Origin of the sequence: Mesorhizobium neociceri (assembly GCF_013520985.1) — a bacterium.
Taxonomy (GTDB): domain Bacteria; phylum Pseudomonadota; class Alphaproteobacteria; order Rhizobiales; family Rhizobiaceae; genus Mesorhizobium; species Mesorhizobium neociceri.
Genome location: NZ_JACDTY010000009.1, coordinates 172,876 through 191,436 on the forward strand (window position 1 = coordinate 172,876; position 18,561 = coordinate 191,436).

Genomic DNA, 18,561 nt, shown 5'->3' on the forward strand with positions numbered 1-18,561 from the left:
ACGGTGCCCGATTCGATCCTCATGCCGTTCAGTATTCCGGCGGCTCGACAGGAGGCCGGGGCAGCGAGTCCAGTTGGTTGGCGGCCACTAGAACTGATTCCACAGCGTCTTGGTGCGTGCACGAGGAAGGATCCATTCCGTAGGCTTCCTGAATCATCAGTGATGCGATTGCCCTTTGTTGGTCTTCAGGAACACGGGACAATGCGTTGCGTACACTATCGGCGAACTCGGGGGAGATCACTTGTACTTCTGCATATTTTTCCCACGATACGGGTGCGTTTTTCCTCCGGCGCAAGTTGTTGGCAGTGTATTCATTTGTGTCCGGATGCACGAACGGAATCAACCCCTCAAGACGGTTTTTCAGGAATTCGGCGGTGCTTTTGTCCATCGACCAAGGACCTTCCTCGGCCGGCTCTCCGCTCCATGCGCTGTCTTTCAACCGAACAGCGGGACCGTTGGCCCAGGCGTCCATGACCACGGTCGACCTCGGGTCGCGGCTTCCACGCCGCAGTTCGTTCCAGGTGTGACCCGTCTTGACTGGGATCTCATCACCTTCCTCGGTTATCTCTTTCAATGACACGGAAGCAACAGAGGTCATACTCCGCTCGTCGGCCGCCATGTGTGGGGCGTGGACGATAGCGGAAAGGGGAGCGGTCTGATTGCAGCACGCCGCTCCCATGACTACGGCCACTGCAACCTTGTTGTCGCCGTCTGGTGCCATCATTGCAACCGACGATCCGATGCCGTTATGGCCGTGCGAGGGAATGTCGTCCGCCTTAACGTTTCCCCGGCCATGCTTGAGCAGCAGGCGGACGTCGTGAACTGTTTGCCCCGCTGTCGCGAGTCTTATCGGGCTCGTGACGTCGTCACCGACGACACACGCTCCCATATGGTAGGCGGCCTGCTGGATCTGATGTGGCTCCAGAGGCGCATCTCCGCCCCGTCGCAACCTGTCGGCAGGCGTGCCCAGGGAGACCCTCAGCGCTGATATGCTGCTCTCAAAGCCCGACGCCGTGGATTCTCGCGGCGACTCTTCCGTGTCATACGTGGCATGTCGAGTCGATCCGGAGGATTTGGAGAAGCAAATTCCCATAGCCGTTCACCTGTAGTGGAGTTTCTGATCGCCGAGGGACGGGATACGCGAGACAGCGCTTAACCGTCAGTGTCATCTGGATGACTCATGCTAGGCAGGTTGGCTTTCGACAAGCTGACGAGCACCGTAAACTTAGAGCTGTGAAAACAAGATCTGGGAGGGCACCGTAGCGATCTGGCGGAATGAACAGATTTTCCCGTGATTATCGTCGCCACCGATTTCCTGCCGTTTGGCGCTATTTCCGGTTTCCGCTCAGCCTGCGGATGGTCGAGGATATGCTGGCAGCTCGTGGCCGCCGAAGCAGACCGGCGAGATCTGCAGCCGGTTGCTGAGGAAGCGCAGGGTGTTCAGGACAATGCGCTGCTCGCGATAGATCCGGCGAGGATGTTGTGCACTTCTTCGATGACCAGCACCTGCACGCCGATGGCCTCCATGATCCGCAGGGTAGCCTGTCCCATCTCGGCGATGTTTGCGCGCGGCCGTTGCGGCTCGTCAACGAGGCGGCGCGAGGCCATCTGCGGAAATGTGCAACTGGCCCGTCGGTTCGAGCAGTTCACCCTGAACAGGTGGGCCACTTACGAGCAGTTCGAGACTCTGTTGGCGTCTATCCTGTGCAATACGCCGCTGCGTCGACCTTGGGTACTCACGCCGAAATCGCTGCGGCGGATCCTGCAGATTGCCGGGGGCATCACGGCCAGCATCTTCCACATGATCAACAACCTCGCGATCGACGCCGTCGAAAGCGGTCGCGAGCACATCACCCACGAAGCGGTCGAGAACTGGGAGCCGGAGTTCGATGCGGAGGCGGCATTGGCATGATGGAGAGCACGCCGCCACGGCAATTGCCGCTGCGGTTGCCGCCCCATTCTGATGAGCTCCTGTCCTCCTGGATCGGCCGGCATGCCGCTTTTTACGAGGCCCAATCGGCAGCGTCGAGCAAACGCAGATAGGTCACAAAGCGTTCTTCGTCTAGCCGTCACGGACTAGGGTGTCTCGTCGGCGAGATCGAGATCAAGCGGCGGCTTTTCTGGCATGGCGACTGCTCCTTATCGTCATTGCGGTTATCCGAGGCTCCACCCTACCATTTGCGCAGCGCTCTTAAGTGGCCAACAAGGATTTGCAGAACGCGGGGGTAAGCTTGCCGCGGTGAATCACGACGTTGTCGTGACCGATCGCAGCCCGGGCATCTTGCCACTGCCGATTGTAGCCGCGCTGTTCATTGGACTTGACGTGGCAAGCGGCGAAGGCTGCGTCATCCAGCGTTGCCAACTGCCGGGCATGCACCGGTCGGTTCGTATGGATGTGCACCCACATCGAACTCGGCATTGCACCGTTGCGCAGCGCCTTGGGCTGCAGCCTGACCTCGAACAGCGACCCTGGCTCCCCCTTCAACGCGCGCGGTCGATCCGCAGGCGTCAACTCCTCGGCTGCCCGCAAGTGTTCAAGGTACTTCTGAGAGGGAAAGGAGTAGGTCTTCATGCAATCGATGGATATGGCGTCCTTTCCGCTGGCCAAAGCTTTGGCCAGTCCCTGCGCCTCGGACAACATCAACTTGAGCCGGGCTGTTTGGTCGTGTGCCTCGCGCATTCGCGCAGGCGTGAGTAGTACGCGCTGACGAGGCTCCTCCAACGCGGCAAGACAGGCCTGCATCTCGGTGGTCTGCGTCCGCAAGCGCTCGACCACGGTGTCGACGGCGTGTTCGGCGTCCTCGGGCTTCATGTGGCGCGCTTGCGAGATGATTCTTTGCTGACCGGCCAGATCGAACTGCAAAAGTTCGTGCAACCGCCCGAGTCGTGGCGACAGGGCCTCCATGGACGGCGGAGCTTGCCAAATTGCCAAGTGCGCGCCCGCCGCCGACGCACTCGCACGCGCCTCCTCCGCGCTCACGAACCTCTTCGTACCCAGATCCGAGCGCACGAGAACCTTGGCTGCTGCCGCCGGGTCGCTGACGGCGGGAGCGACTTGCGGCTCCGGCCGCCCGGCCGCCGAACTCCCAACGCCAGGGGCCGGCTTGTGCTTGCCTTTCCCTTTTTTGCGCGCCGCGGTGCCCTCGGTCGTTGCCGCCTTGGCAGTGTCGGCCGGTATCACAGCGCCAGCGTTGGCCGGCGGTGCAACGGCTGGCGGCTTCGGCTGCAGTTCCAGGAAATGCATGACCTCGTGCGCAATGATCCACGCGCCATCCACGATCTGGCTCAACAGTTCCAATGGGAGGTCGGCACCTGTTTGGTGATCGTTTAGTTTAGTCCGGATGACTTGCAACGCCGACGCAAATTCCGAAAGCCTCTCCATGACTCCTTCCAAAACGGCGCAGTGATCTGCGTCGAGCGGGCGCCCGCCGCTGCGCAGAACAGCGTCGCCTGTCGAAAGGAAGGCTGGAAAAACGTCTCCAATGAAGGCGCTCAGCAGACGCACTCGCCCATTCTCACCCATGAGGATTTCCCTGACGGATGCTTCGAACTTGCTCGCCTGCGGCTCAATCTTAACGCGTGCGAGAGCGATCCGAGCTTGCAGATGCACGAGCTTGGTATTCAGCATCCAGCCGGTGGACAGCCGCAGTGCGGCCTGTTCGTTCTGGCGCATCACGGCCGTTGCACTTGGTAAGCCGGCAGTGGCGGCCCAGGCGACTCGCTCTCGTTCGCAGTGCCCTACCTTCTTTTCCCACCAGTCCACGCAAGCCGCGTGCGCCTTCACCACACTGAGATTCGCTCGGCTCAGCTGGTCCGGGGTAGCCGTGGATTGAATCTGCCCGAACACTTCTTGCGAAGCTGTTAGTATTCGTTGCAATTTGTGGATAGTCGGTTCGGCAAGACGACTATATTCGTGCGCCGCATCACACACAAGGTCACGGCAGTTACGCACCTGCTCGTCGTCCAAAATGGTCCACGCCAAAGCCGGGGACAGGCTCGCATAGTAGTCCAGAACTGCTGAGCCTGCATCGATGACCTGATCGAGCAGCCGTTGCGCGCCCGGCTCTTGCCTGGCCGCATTATAGCAAATGGCCAGTTCCGTTAGCAGACCGTCCATTTGTTGCTTTGTTGCGTTGATTTCTTCGCCTGAGAAGGAAATGGGGACTGTCACACCCGAAGTTGGCGGCTGGCTGGCGACCGGCGCCAAGGCTTCACCCTCCAACGTTGACGGAACACTGCGCCGCCGCGGACCAGCTGCACGTGGCGCGGCGGCGGCATGCCGTGCAGTGTTCAGGGTTCGGTGCATGCCAACGGAAAGGTCGGACAGCCCGTGGCGTTGGGCATCAACGTCACCAGGCTGCATTGGAACGGTGGGCGTCCTTCTATCAATCCCCACAGAACCCATCTGCTCCACGACGGCATCGAACGACTGGCCGCCTTCGCCAGGCGCAAGACTTGATTGCGAGCGCGAACTGCTCGCCTCCCCCGCCCTGGCGTCTCTATTTTCAGCCCACGATCTCCCAGACCGGTCAATGCCCGTCATATTCCGTCTCCGTTGCAGGCGAGGATGTGTTGTCTATGCTTTTGGACTGATGTCGCTCAGCCCTCATGCATCAAGGCTTTCATGAGTGCAATCGCCCCTCGTCAGCTTCGCCAGTGCGCGTAGTGCGCATCGGGCGGGCCACCAAAGGATTTGCACTGCCATCCTTCCGTCGCCAGTCCGTTTAGGCACGGCAGTTCTAGATAGATCGCTTTTCTGACGATTAGCTGACGGAGGGTTTCTGCTGGATGCGCGAAATCCGACCTGACTCAAGCGTCTAACCATTGATGAAAAGAACCTAGGCCTACACCGGCCCGCGACCGCCGAGTCAGATGCTGGGTAAGTTCCAACCTCTTCGAATACTCTTTGTCGGGTGGCATGAGATTTGCTGCTATCGCCTGTAAGGTACCGGGAGCGGGCGTAATTGTGAAATACGACAAAATTGGAGGTGGCCATGATCCGAGATTCTGCTGTTCGAGCATGAAGGCGAAGGCTGTCATCCATAAGGATTTTCGCATCGGCCGGATCGACGACCGCGTCTATGGTGCGTTTCTAGAGCACCTCGGGCGGGCGATCTACACTGGTATCTACGAGCCTGGCCATCCGGCTGCCGACGAGCACGGGTTCCGGCGCGACGTGATCGAGATGGTGCGCGAGCTGAACGTTCCCGTCACGCGCTACTCCGGCGGCAACTTCGTCTCCGCCTATAATTGGGAGGACGGGATTGGCCCCAAGGAGAGCCGCCCCGTTACGCTCGACTATGCCTGGCGAACGAAGGAAACCAACGAGGTCGGAACCGACGAGTTCGCGGCCTGGTGCGAGGCGGTCGGCACGGAGCTGATGTTAGCTGTCAATCTCCGCTCACGCGGTCTCGATGAGGCGCGCGGGCTGCTTGAATACTGCAACCATCCCGGCGGCAGCCGCTGGAGCGACCTTCGCATCAAGAACGGCCGGCGCGAGCCGTATGAGGTGCGCCTATGGTGCCTTGGAAACGAGATGGACGGGGCCTGGCAGATCGGGCAGAAGACAGCCTATGAATACGGCCGCATCGCCAACGAGACGGCGAAGGCGATGAAGGCATTCGATCCCACGCTGCAACTCGTCGCTTGTGGCAGCTCTCACTCGTTCATGCCGACCCATCCGCAATGGGAAGCCGACGTGCTCGACGAGTGCTACGACAATGTCACGATTACCTGGCGCTGCACATGTATTTCGAGAATAACGAGAACGATTACCTCAATTTCCTCGCCAAGCCGGTGATCCTCGACCGTTATATCCAAACCGTTAGCGGCGTGATCGAGTATGTTAAGGCCAAGAAGCGGTCGACGAAGGACCTCTTCATCTCCTTCGATGAATGGAACGTCTGGTACCACTCGCACCGCCAGGACCACGACAATTTCAAGAACTGTGATTGGCCGGAAGCGCCGGCGCTGCTCGAGGAGGTCTATAATTTCGAGGACGTGCTCGTCGTCGGCTGCATCCTCGACACCTTCATCCGCCGCGCCGACCGTGTGCGATCGCCTGCATCGCGCAGCTCGTCAATGCCATCGCCCCGATCACCACCGAACGTGGCGGGCGCGCTTTCCGGCAGACGATCTACTATCCCTATCTGCTCGCCTCGCGTCACGGGCGCGGCGAAAGCCTGGTCGTCGCGGTCGAAGCGCCGCGTTACGATGCCACGGCCGCCGCCGACGTGCCCTATATCGACGTCGCCGGGGTACTTGGCCACGCGGGTAGCACGATCGCTGTTCGTCATTAACAAGCATCCGGACGAGAAAGCCGAACTCACGGTCGATCTTGCCGGTTTTCTCTCCGCACGGCTGATCGAGCATGTCCTCATCCACCATCCGGACCTGAAGGCGGTGAACTCCGCCGACGCGCCAGATCGGGTGAAGCCGCAACTGCAGAACGGCTCGGTGGTCGAGGAGGGCCGCCTTCTGTGCCGCCTCAAGCCGCGCTCCTACAATCTCATCCGGCTGTCGGTTTGATTGTCCGTTCCGTGCTGGTGGTCACCGCACCTTGCGGACTCGTTTGTATCCGGACCCGGCCATCGTTCCGCGTGCTGAGGACACGCCGGCGCTCCCCGTTCAGCTCGAACCCTCGGTATCGATGCCTGTACCAGCTCACTATTTCCTGGGAGGCGTATTCCTTGCCGGAGTCGGAGATGACAACAAAGTACGGGGGAGGCCTGTCTCATCGAAAAGACGCTCGCTGCACCCGTTTCGCCTGCCATGATGCGAAGCGACTAGGATGTCGACCGCCCCCATTGGCAGCCCGGAGACTCTCGCGGTCCAGCAGTCGCTCCCACCCGGCAACTTTCCTTGTCACTGGGAAAGCAGATCCTGATGGGCTCACACAATCCCCACGCCCGAAACCTTCCCCTGCCCGTCATCTCGCGCAGCCCAAAGCTCACCGACCAGATTAAGCGCCCCCTGCTTTGTCACTATTAGCCCCTTCTGAACCATGCCAGTCGAGACAAGTGGCCGCGACAGCTCCAGCTCGATCAGGTCGGAGAGTTTTGAACTGACGCGCCGCTCCCGCAGCCGCCGTTCCATCTGGCTTTCCGCCATCACCAGCCGGTCATGCTCTTTCAACCCAGCGAGCGTTTTGCTCATGCTGCCGGCGGTCATCGCCCCTCCCGCCATGACGGGGAAGATTACGTTTTAAAGCCGACAGCGCTTCCCATTCGGCGTGTCCGATGTCCGACAATGTCGGACACGCAACATGGCAGAGTCCGATTAATCACATTGCCGAAACGGTTTGGTTGTGTGCGTCAAGTTCTGCAAAAAGGGGCGGCCATGATGCTGGTCATGCGGCTTGGCGTAGAGCGAGCTTCTTGTGCTCGCGCAGGTCGTCCATGTTGACGTAGCGGTTGGCCTCCATCCAGTTCTCATTGGTTTCGACGGCCAGCGCCCTGACGAGGCGCAGGCAGCTTTCGGCGTTGGGGAAGATGCGCACGACATAGGTGCGCCGGCGGATTTCCTCGTTGAGGCGTTCCAGCATGTTGGTGGACTTCAGGTGCTTGTGGTGCTGGCGCGGCAGGCAAAAGAAGGTCAGCGTGCATTCGATGGTCTCCTCCACCCAGCTCGTCAGTCGCGGATAGCGGCCCGACCATTTGGCAAGCCATGCGGCGAGATCGGCCTTGGCCTCGGCGAGATCGCGCCGGTCGTAGAGCCATCTGAGTTCCTGCAGGCAATCGTCGCCGTGCTTGCGCGGCAGGTGATCGAGCGCATTCCTGAGGAAGTGCACGTAGCAGCGCTGCCAGGCGGCTTCGGGGATCACCTCGCCGATCGCCGCGACCAGGCCGGCATGGTCGTCAGAGACAACCAGCTCGACGCCCTTGAGGCCGCGCGCCTTCAGCGCGACGAGGAAATCCCTCCAGGCCGAGCGGCTTTCGCGATTGGCCATTTCCACTGCCAGGATCTGGCGCCGCCCATCCCAGTCGATGCCGACCGCGATCAGCACCGCCTGGCTCGTGACGATGCCGGCCTCGCGCACCTTCTCGTAGCGGGCATCGAGGATGAGATAGGCAAAGGGCTCCTGAAGCGGGCGCTCGGCAAAGGCCTTCAGGCTCTCGTCCAGCCGCTTGTTGATGGCCGAGATCGACGAGGCCGAGAACGCATGGCCGCACAGCTCTTCGGTGATCGCTTTGACCTTCCTGGTCGACACGCCCTGCACATACATCTCCGCAAGCGTCGCCACCAAGGCCCGCTCGGAACGCTGGTAACGCTCGAACAATTCCGTGGAGAAGCGGCCCGCCCGGTCCTGCGGAACCCGCAGCTCAAGCTTGCCGACCCGCGTAACAAGGGTACGGCCGTAGTAACCCGAGCGATAGCCGAGACGCTCCGGCGTGCGCTCGCTCTTCGAAGCACCCAGCGCCTCGTCCATCTCGGCCTCGAGCACCTCCTGCATCACCGCGCGGATCACCTCGTGCAATCCATCCGGGTTCGAAAGCAGAATGTCTTTGACGGCAGCGCTGGCGGTCTTACTTTCTGTCTTGGTCATGGTGGCGTTCCTTCCAGGGAATCGGTGACGTTGAACATCACCAGCCTGCCATGACCGCCCCCTCTCAGCGAATTTGCAGAACCCTCAGCACACTACCAACGGTTTTCTCATTTGGCACGGTTCGTGCGAGGTCGCGACACGTCACGGACCCAGGAGAGTTGTCCCATGATCCCGCACAAAAAAATCCCGCCCCACTTTACCCCGACGCACTCAGAGATAACGCTCGAGCCAGGCCTGGCAGCATGCTGAGGGCTCAGCCGGCCCGGCGCTGCCCCCCGATCCGCTTTTTCCCATTAAGGACGACGAGGACTCAGCGCCTTCAGAACGAGGGAAAACTCACTTCGCCTCGAACCTTGCCTGTCACCCGGTCACCACAATCGAGGCCATCGATGAACCTTCGGTCTGGCTGGCTGCGAGGGACACTTTTTGCGACCGCGCTGACGTTTGTGACCGCTCCGGTTCTGGCGGCCACCGATGACATTGTGGCAACGAATTTCCTGCTCGACAACGGCATGGAGGTGGTCGTCACGGCGCGCCCATCGTCATCCATGTGGTGTGGTACAAGATCGGCAGCGCCGACAAGCCGCCGGGAAAATTCGGCATCGCGCATTTTTTCGAGCATCTGATGTTCAAAGCAACGGCCAATCACGCCGCCGGCGAGTTGGACCGCGCGGTGGCCGAGACCGGCGGCTCGCACAACGCCTTCACGTCTTACGACTATAGCGCCTTCTACGAAAGAGTAGCGGCCTCGGCCCTGGAGCAGATGATGAGCTTCGAGGCTGACCGCATGCGCAATCTCACCCTCACGGATGATGTCATGAACACCGAGCGGGACGTGGTCCTGGAGGAGCGCCGCTTGAGGATCGACAACGACCTCGAAAGACAATGAATGCTCGCCCATGCTTCACTGTCATTTTCATGTGGCCATGTGCCCGCGTTCGCAATCATGCTTCCGCGTCGGTCGCCACTTCTCGGCAGAAAAAGCTCTTGCCGGAGCCAATTTCGGTTCGGATGGGTCGATGAGAGACAATGCCGCTTCCGCGGCACGCATGGCAAAAACAATGTCTTCTGAGAGGAGTTGAGCGCTGCTGAAGCGTAAAACAAGGGTGCTTGTCTGGGCCGTGGGGATCGTCCCGGCGGCATTTGCCATCGCTTCCGCGACCGGAGCTTTCGAACACAAAACGCGCGATCCTGTCCTCACGCAGCGCGTGATACTCGGTTCGGTCGAGGAGAGTGTCCTTGCGAACGGTGTTCTGGAACCTCTCCGCCAGGTTAGTGTTGGCGCCCAAACGTCGGGCCAATTGAAGACACTGCATGTAAAGCTCGGTCAAGCGGTCAAGTCTGGCGACCTAATCGCCGAAATTGACCCTACCAAAGAGCAGCACAAACTACTCACCGCCCAAGCCAACCTCGCTAGTGCCAACGCGGAGCGCAAGGCAGCCGGAATACGGCTGAAAGGGGCCGAATTGGAGTTCCTGAGACAGAAGACTCTCAGCCGGAACAAGGCAGGATCGGTGGCCGACCTGGAGAAAGCGCAAGCGGCGTTTTTTGCGCAAGAGGCGACAGTCGAGCAAGTGGATGCGCAGATCGATGAGAAGACGCTCGCGGTTGAGGAGGCTCGCGCAACCCTCGACCACACGAAGCTCAGCGCGCCCATGGACGGCGTCGTTGTTGCTGTGCTGGCTCAAGAGGGTCAAACGTTGAACTCAAGCCAGGACGTGCCGTCCATTGTGATTCTCGCACAGCTCGACGTCATGCGGGTGAGCGTGCAGATATCGGAGATCGACATAGCGCGTGTAAAGCCAGGCCAGAACCTCCGCTTCAGAATGCTGGGGGGTACTCCAGTCCCTATTTCTGGCGTACTGGAAGAGATAGAGCCAGCGCCTCCAACGATCGCCGATGAGCGCACGCCGAGCTCCGAAAAAATCGGGGCGGCGGCAGTCTACTACAACGGCCTCTTTTCCACACCGAACCCGGAAGGGCGGCTTCGGCCAAAAATGAACGCCTTGGTTTGGATTATTTCCGGCCAGGCCGAGAACGTACCACTCGTAGTATGGTCGGCTCTGACGGAGCCTGACGCCAATGGTCGCTACCGCGTCCAGGTTCGCACGCCAACCGGCGAACTCACCGAGCGACTGGTGACAATAGGTTTGACCGACAAGATCAAGGCACAGGTACTCGATGGCCTCTCTGTCGGTGATGAAGTTGTCATCCCTGCCGTCGGAAGGGGAACCAATGTTGAGGCGCCTTGATGACATGACTGCTCTCCTTGAAATCGAGAACGTCTCGCGGGTTTTCCACGCCGGAGACGATACGATTACGGCGCTGGCCGGCGTCAGCCTTTCCATCGCTGGTGGTGAACTGGTGGCGATCGTTGGCGCAAGCGGTTCGGGCAAAACTACGCTGATGAATATCCTGGGCTGCTTGGACCAGCCGAGTTCTGGTGACTATCGTATCGGCGGCCGCAGCGTTGCTGGCCTGACCGCGGACAACCTTGCGGGGTTGAGACGGAAACATTTCGGCTTCATCTTCCAACACTATCAGCTTCTCGGAACGCTGAACGCGGCGGAGAACGTGGCTATGCCCGCCGTATATGCCGGCCTCGATGCCGGCTCACGGCGGGAAAGGTCGACATCTCTTCTGCGCAGGCTGGGCCTCGGTGATCGTCTCGACCACCGTCCGAACCAGCTGTCCGGCGGCCAGCAACAGAGGGTTTCGATTGCCCGCGCATTGATGAATGGCGGCCGCATCATCCTCGCCGATGAGCCGACGGGGGCGCTGGACAGGAAGAGCGGCGAAACCGTCCTCGATACCTTGAAGGAACTTCATACCGACGGTCATACCATCATCATCGTGACTCACGACATGGAGATCGCAAGTCACGCTGACCGCATCATCGAAATGCGAGATGGGGTGATCCTTTGCGACCGCCGGACGCGGGACCACAACGCTAATGCGCCGCTGGCGCTCCACGACAGCAGACCCGTCGGTTCGCTCTCGGCGTTCAGGCGCCGCCTGGTGCAAGCCTTTCCGATGGCGATACGATCGATGACCACAGATCGCGTGCGTACTTTCCTCACAATGCTCAGCATCATTATCGGCATTGCGGCAGTTGTGGCGGCCGTCGGTTTCGGCGAGGGCGCCCGTCAAAACGTTCTGCGTCAGTTGGGAGGACTTGGAGCCAGCACCCTGCAGATCTCTCCCGGGCGCCATTTTGGTGACGATGGTGCTTCGAGCATCAAGACCCTGGTCGTCTCGGATGCCGATGCGCTCGCCCACCAGTCCTACGTCGATAGCGTGACCCCGAAAGTCCGGACATCCGCACAGATTGGTTTTGGGCACACCTCCGTCGCGGCGACAGTCACCGGCGTCGGCCAGGATTATCTTAGGGTCAACGCTCTCGAGTTGCTGAAAGGCTCATTCTTTTCAGCCGGGGCCATCTCTGAGCGCAGCCAGGAAGCGGTGATCAATGACACGATGGCCGCAACTCTCTTCCCTAACGACGAATCGCCGCTCGGAAACACCCTTCTGATCGGGCGTGTTCCCGTCCTCATTATTGGCGTCTTTGCGACCCCACCGGCGTTTCGGTTTTACAGGGAGCTGGAGGTCCTACTTCCTTATACGGCCGTGAAAGGCAGACTTGAGGGTGCCGATTCAAGTCTTGACGGCCTGACGGTACGGGTCGCCGGTTCTGTTGACACGATAGTCGCCGAGCGCGCCGTCGTCGACCTGATAACTCGTCGGCACGGCACGAAGGACTTCATTGTTGAGAACCAAGATCAGCGGCTTAAGTCGGTTGAGCGCTCATCTCAGGCTATGTGGCGACTGACCTCCTCCATGGCTGCGATCTCGCTGCTTGTCGGAGGCATTGGTGTCATGAACATGATGCTGATCTCCGTCACGGAACGGACCCGCGAGATCGGCTTGCGCATGGCCGTTGGAGCGCGCCGGATCGACATCATGCTTCAGTTCCTGATTGAGGCCGTCACAATGTGCATCGCCGGTTCAGTTCTCGGCGTGGCACTCGCGCTCGGCATCGCAACTGTATTGGGCGGACTGGGCAGCGAGTTTGCAATGATTATCTCGGTCAAGGCTATTGTCGCTGCCTGCGCAGTAGCGCTCTGGATCGGCCTGACCTTTGGCTTCCTTCCCGCCCGTAACGCGTCTCGCCTGACTCCCGTAGATGCGCTGTCAAGAGACTGAAGAATGACGCTGGTCAAATGGATCTTACCTTGTTCCGTTGTCTTGCTCGGGGTTGCACCAGCCTGTCGAGCATATCCTGGCCCCGAACTCCCCCGCGGCGGCCTGCTGGCCAACCGCTGCGGCAGCAAGTGCTATCTACGCCACGGCAGACCACTGCTGGCTGACGTTCAAGCTTTTTATCAACGAAGACGACCAGGTCCTCGTCATGGCTGCTGGCACTAACAAGCCTCTAGCGGTCTGCATCCGCCTGATCTTTCGGCTTCGCCGCCGTAACGCCTTGCGCCTCCCCGTAGACGCGCCACCAAGAGTTTGAAAATGAAGCCCATCAGACTGATCGTACCCGGTTGCCTTGTCTTGCTCGCCGGTTGCAGCCTATCGAGCACATATCTTCGGCCCGAACTTCCAGCCGGGCCCCACTGGTCGACCGCTGCGGTTGGAGGCGCTGCGCAGGCCAGCACCGACCGCTGGTGGCTGGCATTCGGGGACGCCAATCTCGACAAGCTTGTCAGCGACGTCATCGGCCGAAATAATGGTGTCCTCATCGCGGCTGCTAACGCTTATCCTGCTCGAATTCAGGCAGATATCGCTGCGTACGCCTTCCTCCCCAAGCTGGACGGTCTAGCCGGGAGCAAGAGCCAACCTCTAGACGCAAAGGGCCCCCCGTTGTCGTCGTCGGTTTCCATCAGTGTATCTTATGAGATTGATCTGTGGGGCAAGCTTGCGGCAAAGAGGGACAAGGCGGATTTTGAGGCTTCCGCGACAGCGGAAGACTACGAAGACGCGCGCCTGCTAGCTATCGCCGAAACCGTCGACGCGTATTTCAAGATCGGGCACGCCAATCAGTCGCTGGCGTCGGCGGAAACCAGCCTTGCCCATGCCAAGCAGGATCGGGCGCTTGTTCGCGCCCAGGTTGCGGCCGGTGCCGTTTCCGAACTAGACCTCAAGCAGGCCGAGCAAAGGGTCGAGGAGCGGGCGGCGGCGGTTTCGACGCTCAAGCAGGTTCGCCTTGAATGGCGGAACGCCCTCGTTGTGCTCTTGAATGGCGCACCTAACCCTATTCCAGAGCCGCAGCGCCTGCCGAGCAAGAAGCTGCCCCCGATCCAGGCTGGGCTGCCGGCCGACCTGCTCGCCCGTCGCCCAGACTTGCGTGCCGCAGAGGCAAGGCTCCGTGCCACGCTGAAGAACGTTGACGCAACTCGGGCCGGTTTCTATCCGCCGATTTCACTCACAAGTAGCCTCGGCACAAGCGGGCAATTGCTCGCGTTCATCTCCAATCCCGTTGCTACGTTAGGGGCAAACGCTGCCTTGTCCTTCCTCCATTTCAAGGACATGAAGCTGGAGGTTGCGGTTTCGAGGGCACAGTATGAAAAAGAGGTCCTCGGATTTCGCACTACTTTGCTCAAGGCCTTCTCCGAAGTTGCCGATGCACTCGGTGCACGGGCCGACTATGCCGAACGGGTCCAACGCCTTCACAATGTCCTAGCCGCCGCGCAAGAAATTGAGCAGCTGCAAGAGACCCGTTACCGGTCGGGTGATATCCGCCTCGCTGAATGGCTCCATGCGCAGGAGAGCCGCCGCACAGCCGAAACAGCGCTTGCCGATATCCGTCTCGCCCAGCTGCTCAACGAATCGAAGCTTTACCGCATTCTGGGCGGCAGCGCTGCCAAATCCGGACCGGATGGCCGGAGCACCAAGAAGAAGCCCAGGTCAAAGGCGGGCTAGCGAACGGCGTAGCATCGAGATGCAGATCCCTCCCGAGATGCCTTGCGCGTTTTAAAGGGACTATCCAAAGATGAACCGCAGGGTCGCGGTCGAGTAGCACAGCCATTCGGCTTTCGCCCTCACAGATCCGGGCGGGCGGATTTCCCGCACCCCGCTCTTCCCGAGGGTGACCCGCGTCATATCCGTGCTTGCGCCCAAGTTCGGATGCGCGGAGTTGGCAGGGGGAAGCGGGCGCCGTCAGGGTCTCTAACTCCGACCAGCCCATGCGCCGGCTTTTCTGGCTGCGCCGTCTCAGACAGCGTAGCCATATCCGGCGCATTTGCCGATGGAATCGGTTGAGCGCTGGGTAGTTGTGCGGCCTGCCGTAATTCCCGTGCAGGTCCACATCGGCTTTGGCGATGCCGTTGCGCCGGCGGCGCAGGAACAGGAGTTTCCATCACTTCTGTCGGCAGAGGGACCTCGACTGAGAGCCTATCCCAGAGAGACCGTGGTTGCCGAGAAGCTCCAGGCGATCGTCGCGCTCGGCCATGCGCTGCGATGGTCCGCCTTCATCACGGGCAAGCTTTATCGCTTCCCGGACCTCAATCCGGGTGATCGTGTTGAGCAACACGGGGTGGATCGCTTCGATTACGCGCGATCACCCAGACACAAAAAAAGCCGGGCGCGAGGCCCGGCTTTTTCGTGTCGTGGCTTTGAAGGACTTAGAACTTCATGCCGACCCCGAAGGTGACGCGGTTGTCGGTGGCCTTGACCTTGCCGATACCGTCGAAGCTCTTGCTGCCGAAGTCGGTGTAGCGATACTCGACGCGGCCGAAGACATTGTCGGCGAGCTTGATGTCGGTCCCGAGACCGGCCGTCCAGCCAATCATCGTAGCCGTGTCGCTGGCGGGAATGACGGAGTCTTCTACCTTCAGGCTCCTGCCGGCGAGACCGCCAGTGCCGTAGAGCAGGATTTCCGGGGTCACAGCGTAGCCGAGGCGGGCACGCAGCGAGCCTTCGAAGCCGCCCTTGGAATTGATGCCGTTGTCGTCGCCCTTGACGCCGTTGTAGCCGAGTTCGGCTTCAGCGCCGTAGACGAAGTTCTCCTGCTGCCACTGATAGCCGCCGAAGACACTGCCGACGAAACCCTTGGTATTGGTCTCAAAGTCGAAGTCCTTCTCCTTGGTCCGGCCGCTGAAACCATAGCCGACGTTCAGACCGGCATAAGGGCCGGCCCACGAAGCGACCGGAAGTTCAGCAATCGGCGCGGGTGCCGGCGGCTCTTCCTGGACAACGTCCGCGGCATAGGCGGTTCCGCTGAGGGCGAAGAGCCCGAGCGCAACGGCTAGCGGCCGTGCGAATTTAGAATTGGCTTGCATTGTTCTTTACTCCTTAAGCCACAGGACACAGGCTTGGTTCTCACGATCGCCATCGACCCGCCCGGGGTGCGGCGGTCTCGATAGACCGCTTGGCTGACAACGAGCTGACGAAGAAGTTCTCCCGGAGCCCAAAATCCGGCAATCCGGGCACGTGAGGCTGCGTCTACACCGGCGCGAAGCCGCTGGTCAGGGCCGGCAGCGCTGCCATATGGACCTTTCCGCGGTGAGCCATCTTCGACGCAGGCCTGGCATACGCCATTAGGGTGAAGCTACCACCCGGCATGCGCTGCGATGGCATTTATGGGCAAGCATCAGACGCAGAAACAGCGCACTTTTTCAGCGCCGGCCCCTTGGCCACCAGATGCGTCGGAGGGACACGGGAGGCGAGACGGAGAGAGCGAGCAAAACGCCGGTGACTACGATACGTTGGCAAGCTGGACTATCGCGTCGCCGCGATCGTCGCGGAGCGCTATGCTCTCGATCAACGGCGAGAAGAGGCCCGGTCTCCAACGGAAAAGCTGCTGTCCGAAATCTTAGGCTCCAACCCTCGATCGTTCAGCCATCCGGCTCCCCGGTTACCACGTCTCCTCAACTGCGGCGCCGGCGGCGGCTTCGTTCAATCCTCTGGCGAGAACCCCGTTTCTGAAACTCGCTTGCCTCAGCCGGCCCGTTTGCCATCCAATCAGCGGCATTATGGAAACTAAACCACCATAAACGATGATATTTATAATCGCATTGTGCAATCCCATTCACCGCTACCCTTAATTGCTGGAAATTTGACCTGCAATTTGCGGCTATTCCGTGAATTAGCTGCGCGGCAATTCGCTATGAAATTTTCGTGCGTACGGAACATGGTGTTAATGCATTTCGTTGCTAATTCAATCGTTGCGTCCGTTTCGTTCGTTGCGATGGTTGCGTTTAAACGCCAAAAGCGTACATATGCGAGGCACCCTAAAAAAAAGGATGGAAAAAATGTTAGCTCTTCTCGATCAAACATATGCGCCGATAACCGCTGACGAGACTGAAGCTGTCATTGCAAAAAAGGCGGCTGAAAGGCTCGCGGCTGTTGCAGAATCCGATCAAGATATCACAGTCCATGTGGAAGGGGCTGCGAAGATCGCTGTCCCTCTGCCGGCCAAAGCAGTTAAAATGATGCTGGCTGTCCTGCTCGCAATGGCCGAGCGCAAGCCGGTGTCAATGATCCCGCACGAAGCCGAATTGACTACCAAACAGGTAGCCGATTTTCTAAACGTCTCTCGGCCATACGTCTGCAAAATCATTGACGATGGGAAATTAAAAGCTCGCCTGGTAAATCGGCACCGGAGAGTGAAATTTTCCGACGTTCTAGCATACGAGAAGTCTTCACAGGAAGATCGTTATGATGCATTGACTGAAATGGCGAAGGAAGCAAAAGAGCTTGGTCTTGAATGATATCAACGTTCACGGCGTTCATTGACGCTAACGTGTTTTTTGGAGCGAGGCTGAGAAGCCTCCTCCTTTTTTTGTCTCGGACAAAGATGTATCGCGCGCGTTGGAGTGAACGTGTCCATCAGGAATGGATTGCCGCAGCTGCTGTGAAGCGCGGCATTGACCCGGAAAGACTTCAAAGATCCCGTGAAATGATGGACAGGGCCGTTCCGGACGCCCTAGTTTCCGGGTACGAGCAACTTGAAGCCGGTATCGAACTTAAAGACCCCGATGACAGACATGTAGTAGCGGCCGCCACACTCACGCGAGCCGATGTAATTGTCACATTCAACCTAGCCGATTTTCCCGCAGTGGTACTCAAGCCATTGCGGCTTGAAGCGCGCCATCCGGACGAGTTTCTGCTCGATCTTTTTGACATCTCAAACGAGCTTTTTGTCGACGCTGTTAAGAAAGATTACGAGCACTACATCGAGCCGAAGCTATCCTTCGCCGACTATGTCGAGGGGTTCAGAAAGGCCGGCGCGCCAAAGGTAGCTGACCTATTGGAAAAATTGCGGGTTCTCATTAGCGCAGAAGCAGCCTAGCGCGAAGAAGCACCCACTAAGCTTCAAGACTGACTTGCCGAACGCCGATCACGTCCAGGCACATCATGAAAAAGGCGGCAGTGAAGCTGCCACGGCTTATCTTGTTCGCGAGATTGCGCTCTGTATCGTGCGCGCCATGCTCCTTGAGCTTCTCGGCGAGCGTGGCGTATGTCATGCCGCGCCGCTTCAGTTCGCCTTTCAATATGTTTTTGGCCTGTTCTTCATAGCGCGCCGTGGGTGAATTGTCCGCCATCATCGTTTCTCCGGAAAAAACTCATAAACGATGATATACTTGGCATGTGCGGAACCGATGTACAATATCATCGGATTTGATATGTCTCAGCACTTCCTTCCTCTCCCCCGCCGCCAAGACCCTCTCGGCGGTCAAGGTCACGGGGCCCGCGCTGCTTTCCGCAAGATACGCCGGTCGCAAACGGACGGTGAGCCGGTTTGCCCGGTCTGCGGTTGCCTCGATTGCTACCATCTCAAGACCCGCCGGGTCTACAAGTGCCGCGCTTGCTACAAGCAATTCAGAATCACCTCCGGCACGATCTTCGCCAGCCGCAAGCTGGCGGTGCGCGACATTCTCGCCGCCATTGCCGTTTCATAAATCGTGCTAAGGGCTACAGCGCCCTTCAACTCTCCCGCGATCTCTCCGTTGATTACAAAACCGCGTTCGTGATGCTGCACAAGGTCCGCGAAGCGATAAGCTTGCCCGTGA

14 protein-coding genes and 5 pseudogenes are annotated in these 18,561 nt (G+C 59.6%); 11 read left to right on the forward strand and 8 right to left on the reverse strand.

Going from position 1 to position 18,561, the window contains the following annotated elements:
- Window positions 1-28: 28 nt before the first annotated feature.
- Window positions 29-1,093: a type III secretion protein gene (locus H0241_RS19545; protein ID WP_181059239.1), complete on the reverse strand. Its 1,065-nt coding sequence runs from the start codon at window positions 1,091-1,093 to the stop codon at window positions 29-31.
- Between the two features lie 182 nt (window positions 1,094-1,275).
- Between H0241_RS19545 and H0241_RS19550 the strand changes: the two are divergent.
- Window positions 1,276-1,386: pseudogene (locus H0241_RS19550) on the forward strand (IS6 family transposase); the annotation flags it as partial.
- Here H0241_RS19550 and H0241_RS36240 read toward each other — a convergent pair.
- A pseudogene (locus tag H0241_RS36240) lies at window positions 1,379-1,593 on the reverse strand (TniB family NTP-binding protein); the annotation flags it as partial. The pseudogenes H0241_RS19550 and H0241_RS36240 overlap by 8 nt on opposite strands.
- Before the next feature lie 97 nt (window positions 1,594-1,690).
- On the opposite strand from H0241_RS36240, the gene H0241_RS19560 reads away from it, so the two are divergent.
- Window positions 1,691-1,912, forward strand: a complete 222-nt coding sequence (locus tag H0241_RS19560) for a hypothetical protein (RefSeq protein WP_328824759.1) — start codon at window positions 1,691-1,693, stop codon at window positions 1,910-1,912.
- A gap of 279 nt (window positions 1,913-2,191) precedes the next feature.
- On the opposite strand, the gene H0241_RS19565 is transcribed toward H0241_RS19560, so the two are convergent.
- Window positions 2,192-4,543, reverse strand: coding sequence for a hypothetical protein (locus H0241_RS19565; protein WP_235984363.1), 2,352 nt, complete (start codon window positions 4,541-4,543; stop codon window positions 2,192-2,194).
- Window positions 4,544-5,020: 477 nt separating this feature from the next.
- Between H0241_RS19565 and arfA the strand changes: the two are divergent.
- Window positions 5,021-6,528: pseudogene (gene arfA, locus H0241_RS19570) on the forward strand (arabinosylfuranosidase ArfA).
- Window positions 6,529-6,785: 257 nt separating this feature from the next.
- On the opposite strand, the gene H0241_RS36405 reads toward arfA, so the two are convergent.
- The 3 genes from H0241_RS36405 to H0241_RS19580 all read right to left on the reverse strand — a co-directional run bounded on the left by H0241_RS36405 (window position 6,786) and on the right by H0241_RS19580 (window position 8,545).
- Complete coding sequence (locus tag H0241_RS36405; protein WP_407941754.1) at window positions 6,786-6,932, reverse strand: hypothetical protein; 147 nt, start codon at window positions 6,930-6,932, stop codon at window positions 6,786-6,788.
- Window positions 6,892-7,170: a helix-turn-helix domain-containing protein gene (locus H0241_RS19575; protein ID WP_235984364.1), complete on the reverse strand. Its 279-nt coding sequence runs from the start codon at window positions 7,168-7,170 to the stop codon at window positions 6,892-6,894. Before H0241_RS19575 ends, H0241_RS36405 begins: the two co-directional genes overlap by 41 nt.
- A gap of 178 nt (window positions 7,171-7,348) precedes the next feature.
- Window positions 7,349-8,545, reverse strand: coding sequence for an IS256 family transposase (locus tag H0241_RS19580; protein WP_181059240.1), 1,197 nt, complete (start codon window positions 8,543-8,545; stop codon window positions 7,349-7,351).
- 389 nt (window positions 8,546-8,934) lie between these two features.
- On the opposite strand from H0241_RS19580, the pseudogene H0241_RS19585 reads away from it, so the two are divergent.
- From H0241_RS19585 to H0241_RS36245, 5 genes and pseudogenes are all read left to right on the forward strand, one after another.
- Window positions 8,935-9,419, forward strand: a pseudogene (locus H0241_RS19585) (M16 family metallopeptidase); the annotation flags it as partial.
- 232 nt (window positions 9,420-9,651) lie between these two features.
- Entirely contained in the window at window positions 9,652-10,797 is a 1,146-nt protein-coding gene (locus H0241_RS19590; protein ID WP_328824761.1) for an efflux RND transporter periplasmic adaptor subunit, read from the forward strand.
- A 4-nt stretch (window positions 10,798-10,801) separates the two neighbouring features.
- Entirely contained in the window at window positions 10,802-12,748 is a 1,947-nt protein-coding gene (locus H0241_RS19595; protein WP_027038865.1) for a MacB family efflux pump subunit, read from the forward strand.
- A gap of 315 nt (window positions 12,749-13,063) precedes the next feature.
- The gene (locus H0241_RS19600) at window positions 13,064-14,470 is read left to right on the forward strand and encodes an efflux transporter outer membrane subunit (protein WP_181059241.1); all 1,407 of its coding nucleotides are present in this window, start codon (window positions 13,064-13,066) and stop codon (window positions 14,468-14,470) included.
- Window positions 14,471-14,795: 325 nt separating this feature from the next.
- Window positions 14,796-15,200, forward strand: coding sequence for a nucleotidyl transferase AbiEii/AbiGii toxin family protein (locus H0241_RS36245; protein ID WP_181059242.1), 405 nt, complete (start codon window positions 14,796-14,798; stop codon window positions 15,198-15,200).
- Here the strand turns inward: H0241_RS36245 and H0241_RS19610 are convergent.
- Window positions 15,172-15,828, reverse strand: coding sequence for an outer membrane protein (locus tag H0241_RS19610; RefSeq protein ID WP_181059243.1), 657 nt, complete (start codon window positions 15,826-15,828; stop codon window positions 15,172-15,174). The two genes, H0241_RS36245 and H0241_RS19610, sit on opposite strands and share 29 nt — an antisense overlap.
- A 972-nt stretch (window positions 15,829-16,800) precedes the next feature.
- Between H0241_RS19610 and H0241_RS19615 the strand changes: the two genes are divergently transcribed.
- Both H0241_RS19615 and H0241_RS19620 read left to right on the forward strand, forming a co-directional pair.
- The gene (locus H0241_RS19615) at window positions 16,801-17,259 is read left to right on the forward strand and encodes an excisionase family DNA-binding protein (protein WP_181059244.1); all 459 of its coding nucleotides are present in this window, start codon (window positions 16,801-16,803) and stop codon (window positions 17,257-17,259) included.
- 86 nt (window positions 17,260-17,345) lie between these two features.
- Window positions 17,346-17,840: a PIN domain-containing protein gene (locus H0241_RS19620; protein WP_407941755.1), complete on the forward strand. Its 495-nt coding sequence runs from the start codon at window positions 17,346-17,348 to the stop codon at window positions 17,838-17,840.
- Between the two features lie 16 nt (window positions 17,841-17,856).
- On the opposite strand, the gene H0241_RS19625 is transcribed toward H0241_RS19620, so the two are convergent.
- Window positions 17,857-18,096 (reverse strand): DUF6471 domain-containing protein, encoded by a 240-nt coding sequence (locus tag H0241_RS19625; protein ID WP_235984365.1) that lies wholly within the window; start codon window positions 18,094-18,096, stop codon window positions 17,857-17,859.
- A gap of 78 nt (window positions 18,097-18,174) precedes the next feature.
- Between H0241_RS19625 and H0241_RS19630 the strand changes: the two are divergent.
- Window positions 18,175-18,551, forward strand: a pseudogene (locus H0241_RS19630) (transposase); the annotation flags it as partial.
- Between the last annotated feature and the right edge of the window lie 10 nt (window positions 18,552-18,561).

Excerpts from the sequence above, each read along its gene's own strand:
- H0241_RS19545 (WP_181059239.1), bottom strand. The coding sequence starts at position 1,093 with ATGGGAATTTGCTTCTCCAAATCCTCCGGATCGACTCGACATGCCACG.
- H0241_RS19565 (WP_235984363.1), bottom strand. The coding sequence starts at position 4,543 with ATGACGGGCATTGACCGGTCTGGGAGATCGTGGGCTGAAAATAGAGAC.
- H0241_RS36405 (WP_407941754.1), bottom strand. The coding sequence starts at position 6,932 with ATGACGGGCAGGGGAAGGTTTCGGGCGTGGGGATTGTGTGAGCCCATC.
- H0241_RS19575 (WP_235984364.1), bottom strand. The coding sequence starts at position 7,170 with ATGACCGCCGGCAGCATGAGCAAAACGCTCGCTGGGTTGAAAGAGCAT.
- H0241_RS19580 (WP_181059240.1), bottom strand. The coding sequence starts at position 8,545 with ATGACCAAGACAGAAAGTAAGACCGCCAGCGCTGCCGTCAAAGACATT.
- H0241_RS19595 (WP_027038865.1), top strand. The coding sequence starts at position 10,802 with ATGACTGCTCTCCTTGAAATCGAGAACGTCTCGCGGGTTTTCCACGCC.
- H0241_RS19600 (WP_181059241.1), top strand. The coding sequence starts at position 13,064 with ATGAAGCCCATCAGACTGATCGTACCCGGTTGCCTTGTCTTGCTCGCC.
- H0241_RS36245 (WP_181059242.1), top strand. The coding sequence starts at position 14,796 with ATGGAATCGGTTGAGCGCTGGGTAGTTGTGCGGCCTGCCGTAATTCCC.
- H0241_RS19610 (WP_181059243.1), bottom strand. The coding sequence starts at position 15,828 with ATGCAAGCCAATTCTAAATTCGCACGGCCGCTAGCCGTTGCGCTCGGG.
- H0241_RS19615 (WP_181059244.1), top strand. The coding sequence starts at position 16,801 with ATGTTAGCTCTTCTCGATCAAACATATGCGCCGATAACCGCTGACGAG.
- H0241_RS19620 (WP_407941755.1), top strand. The coding sequence starts at position 17,346 with ATGTATCGCGCGCGTTGGAGTGAACGTGTCCATCAGGAATGGATTGCC.
- H0241_RS19625 (WP_235984365.1), bottom strand. The coding sequence starts at position 18,096 with ATGATGGCGGACAATTCACCCACGGCGCGCTATGAAGAACAGGCCAAA.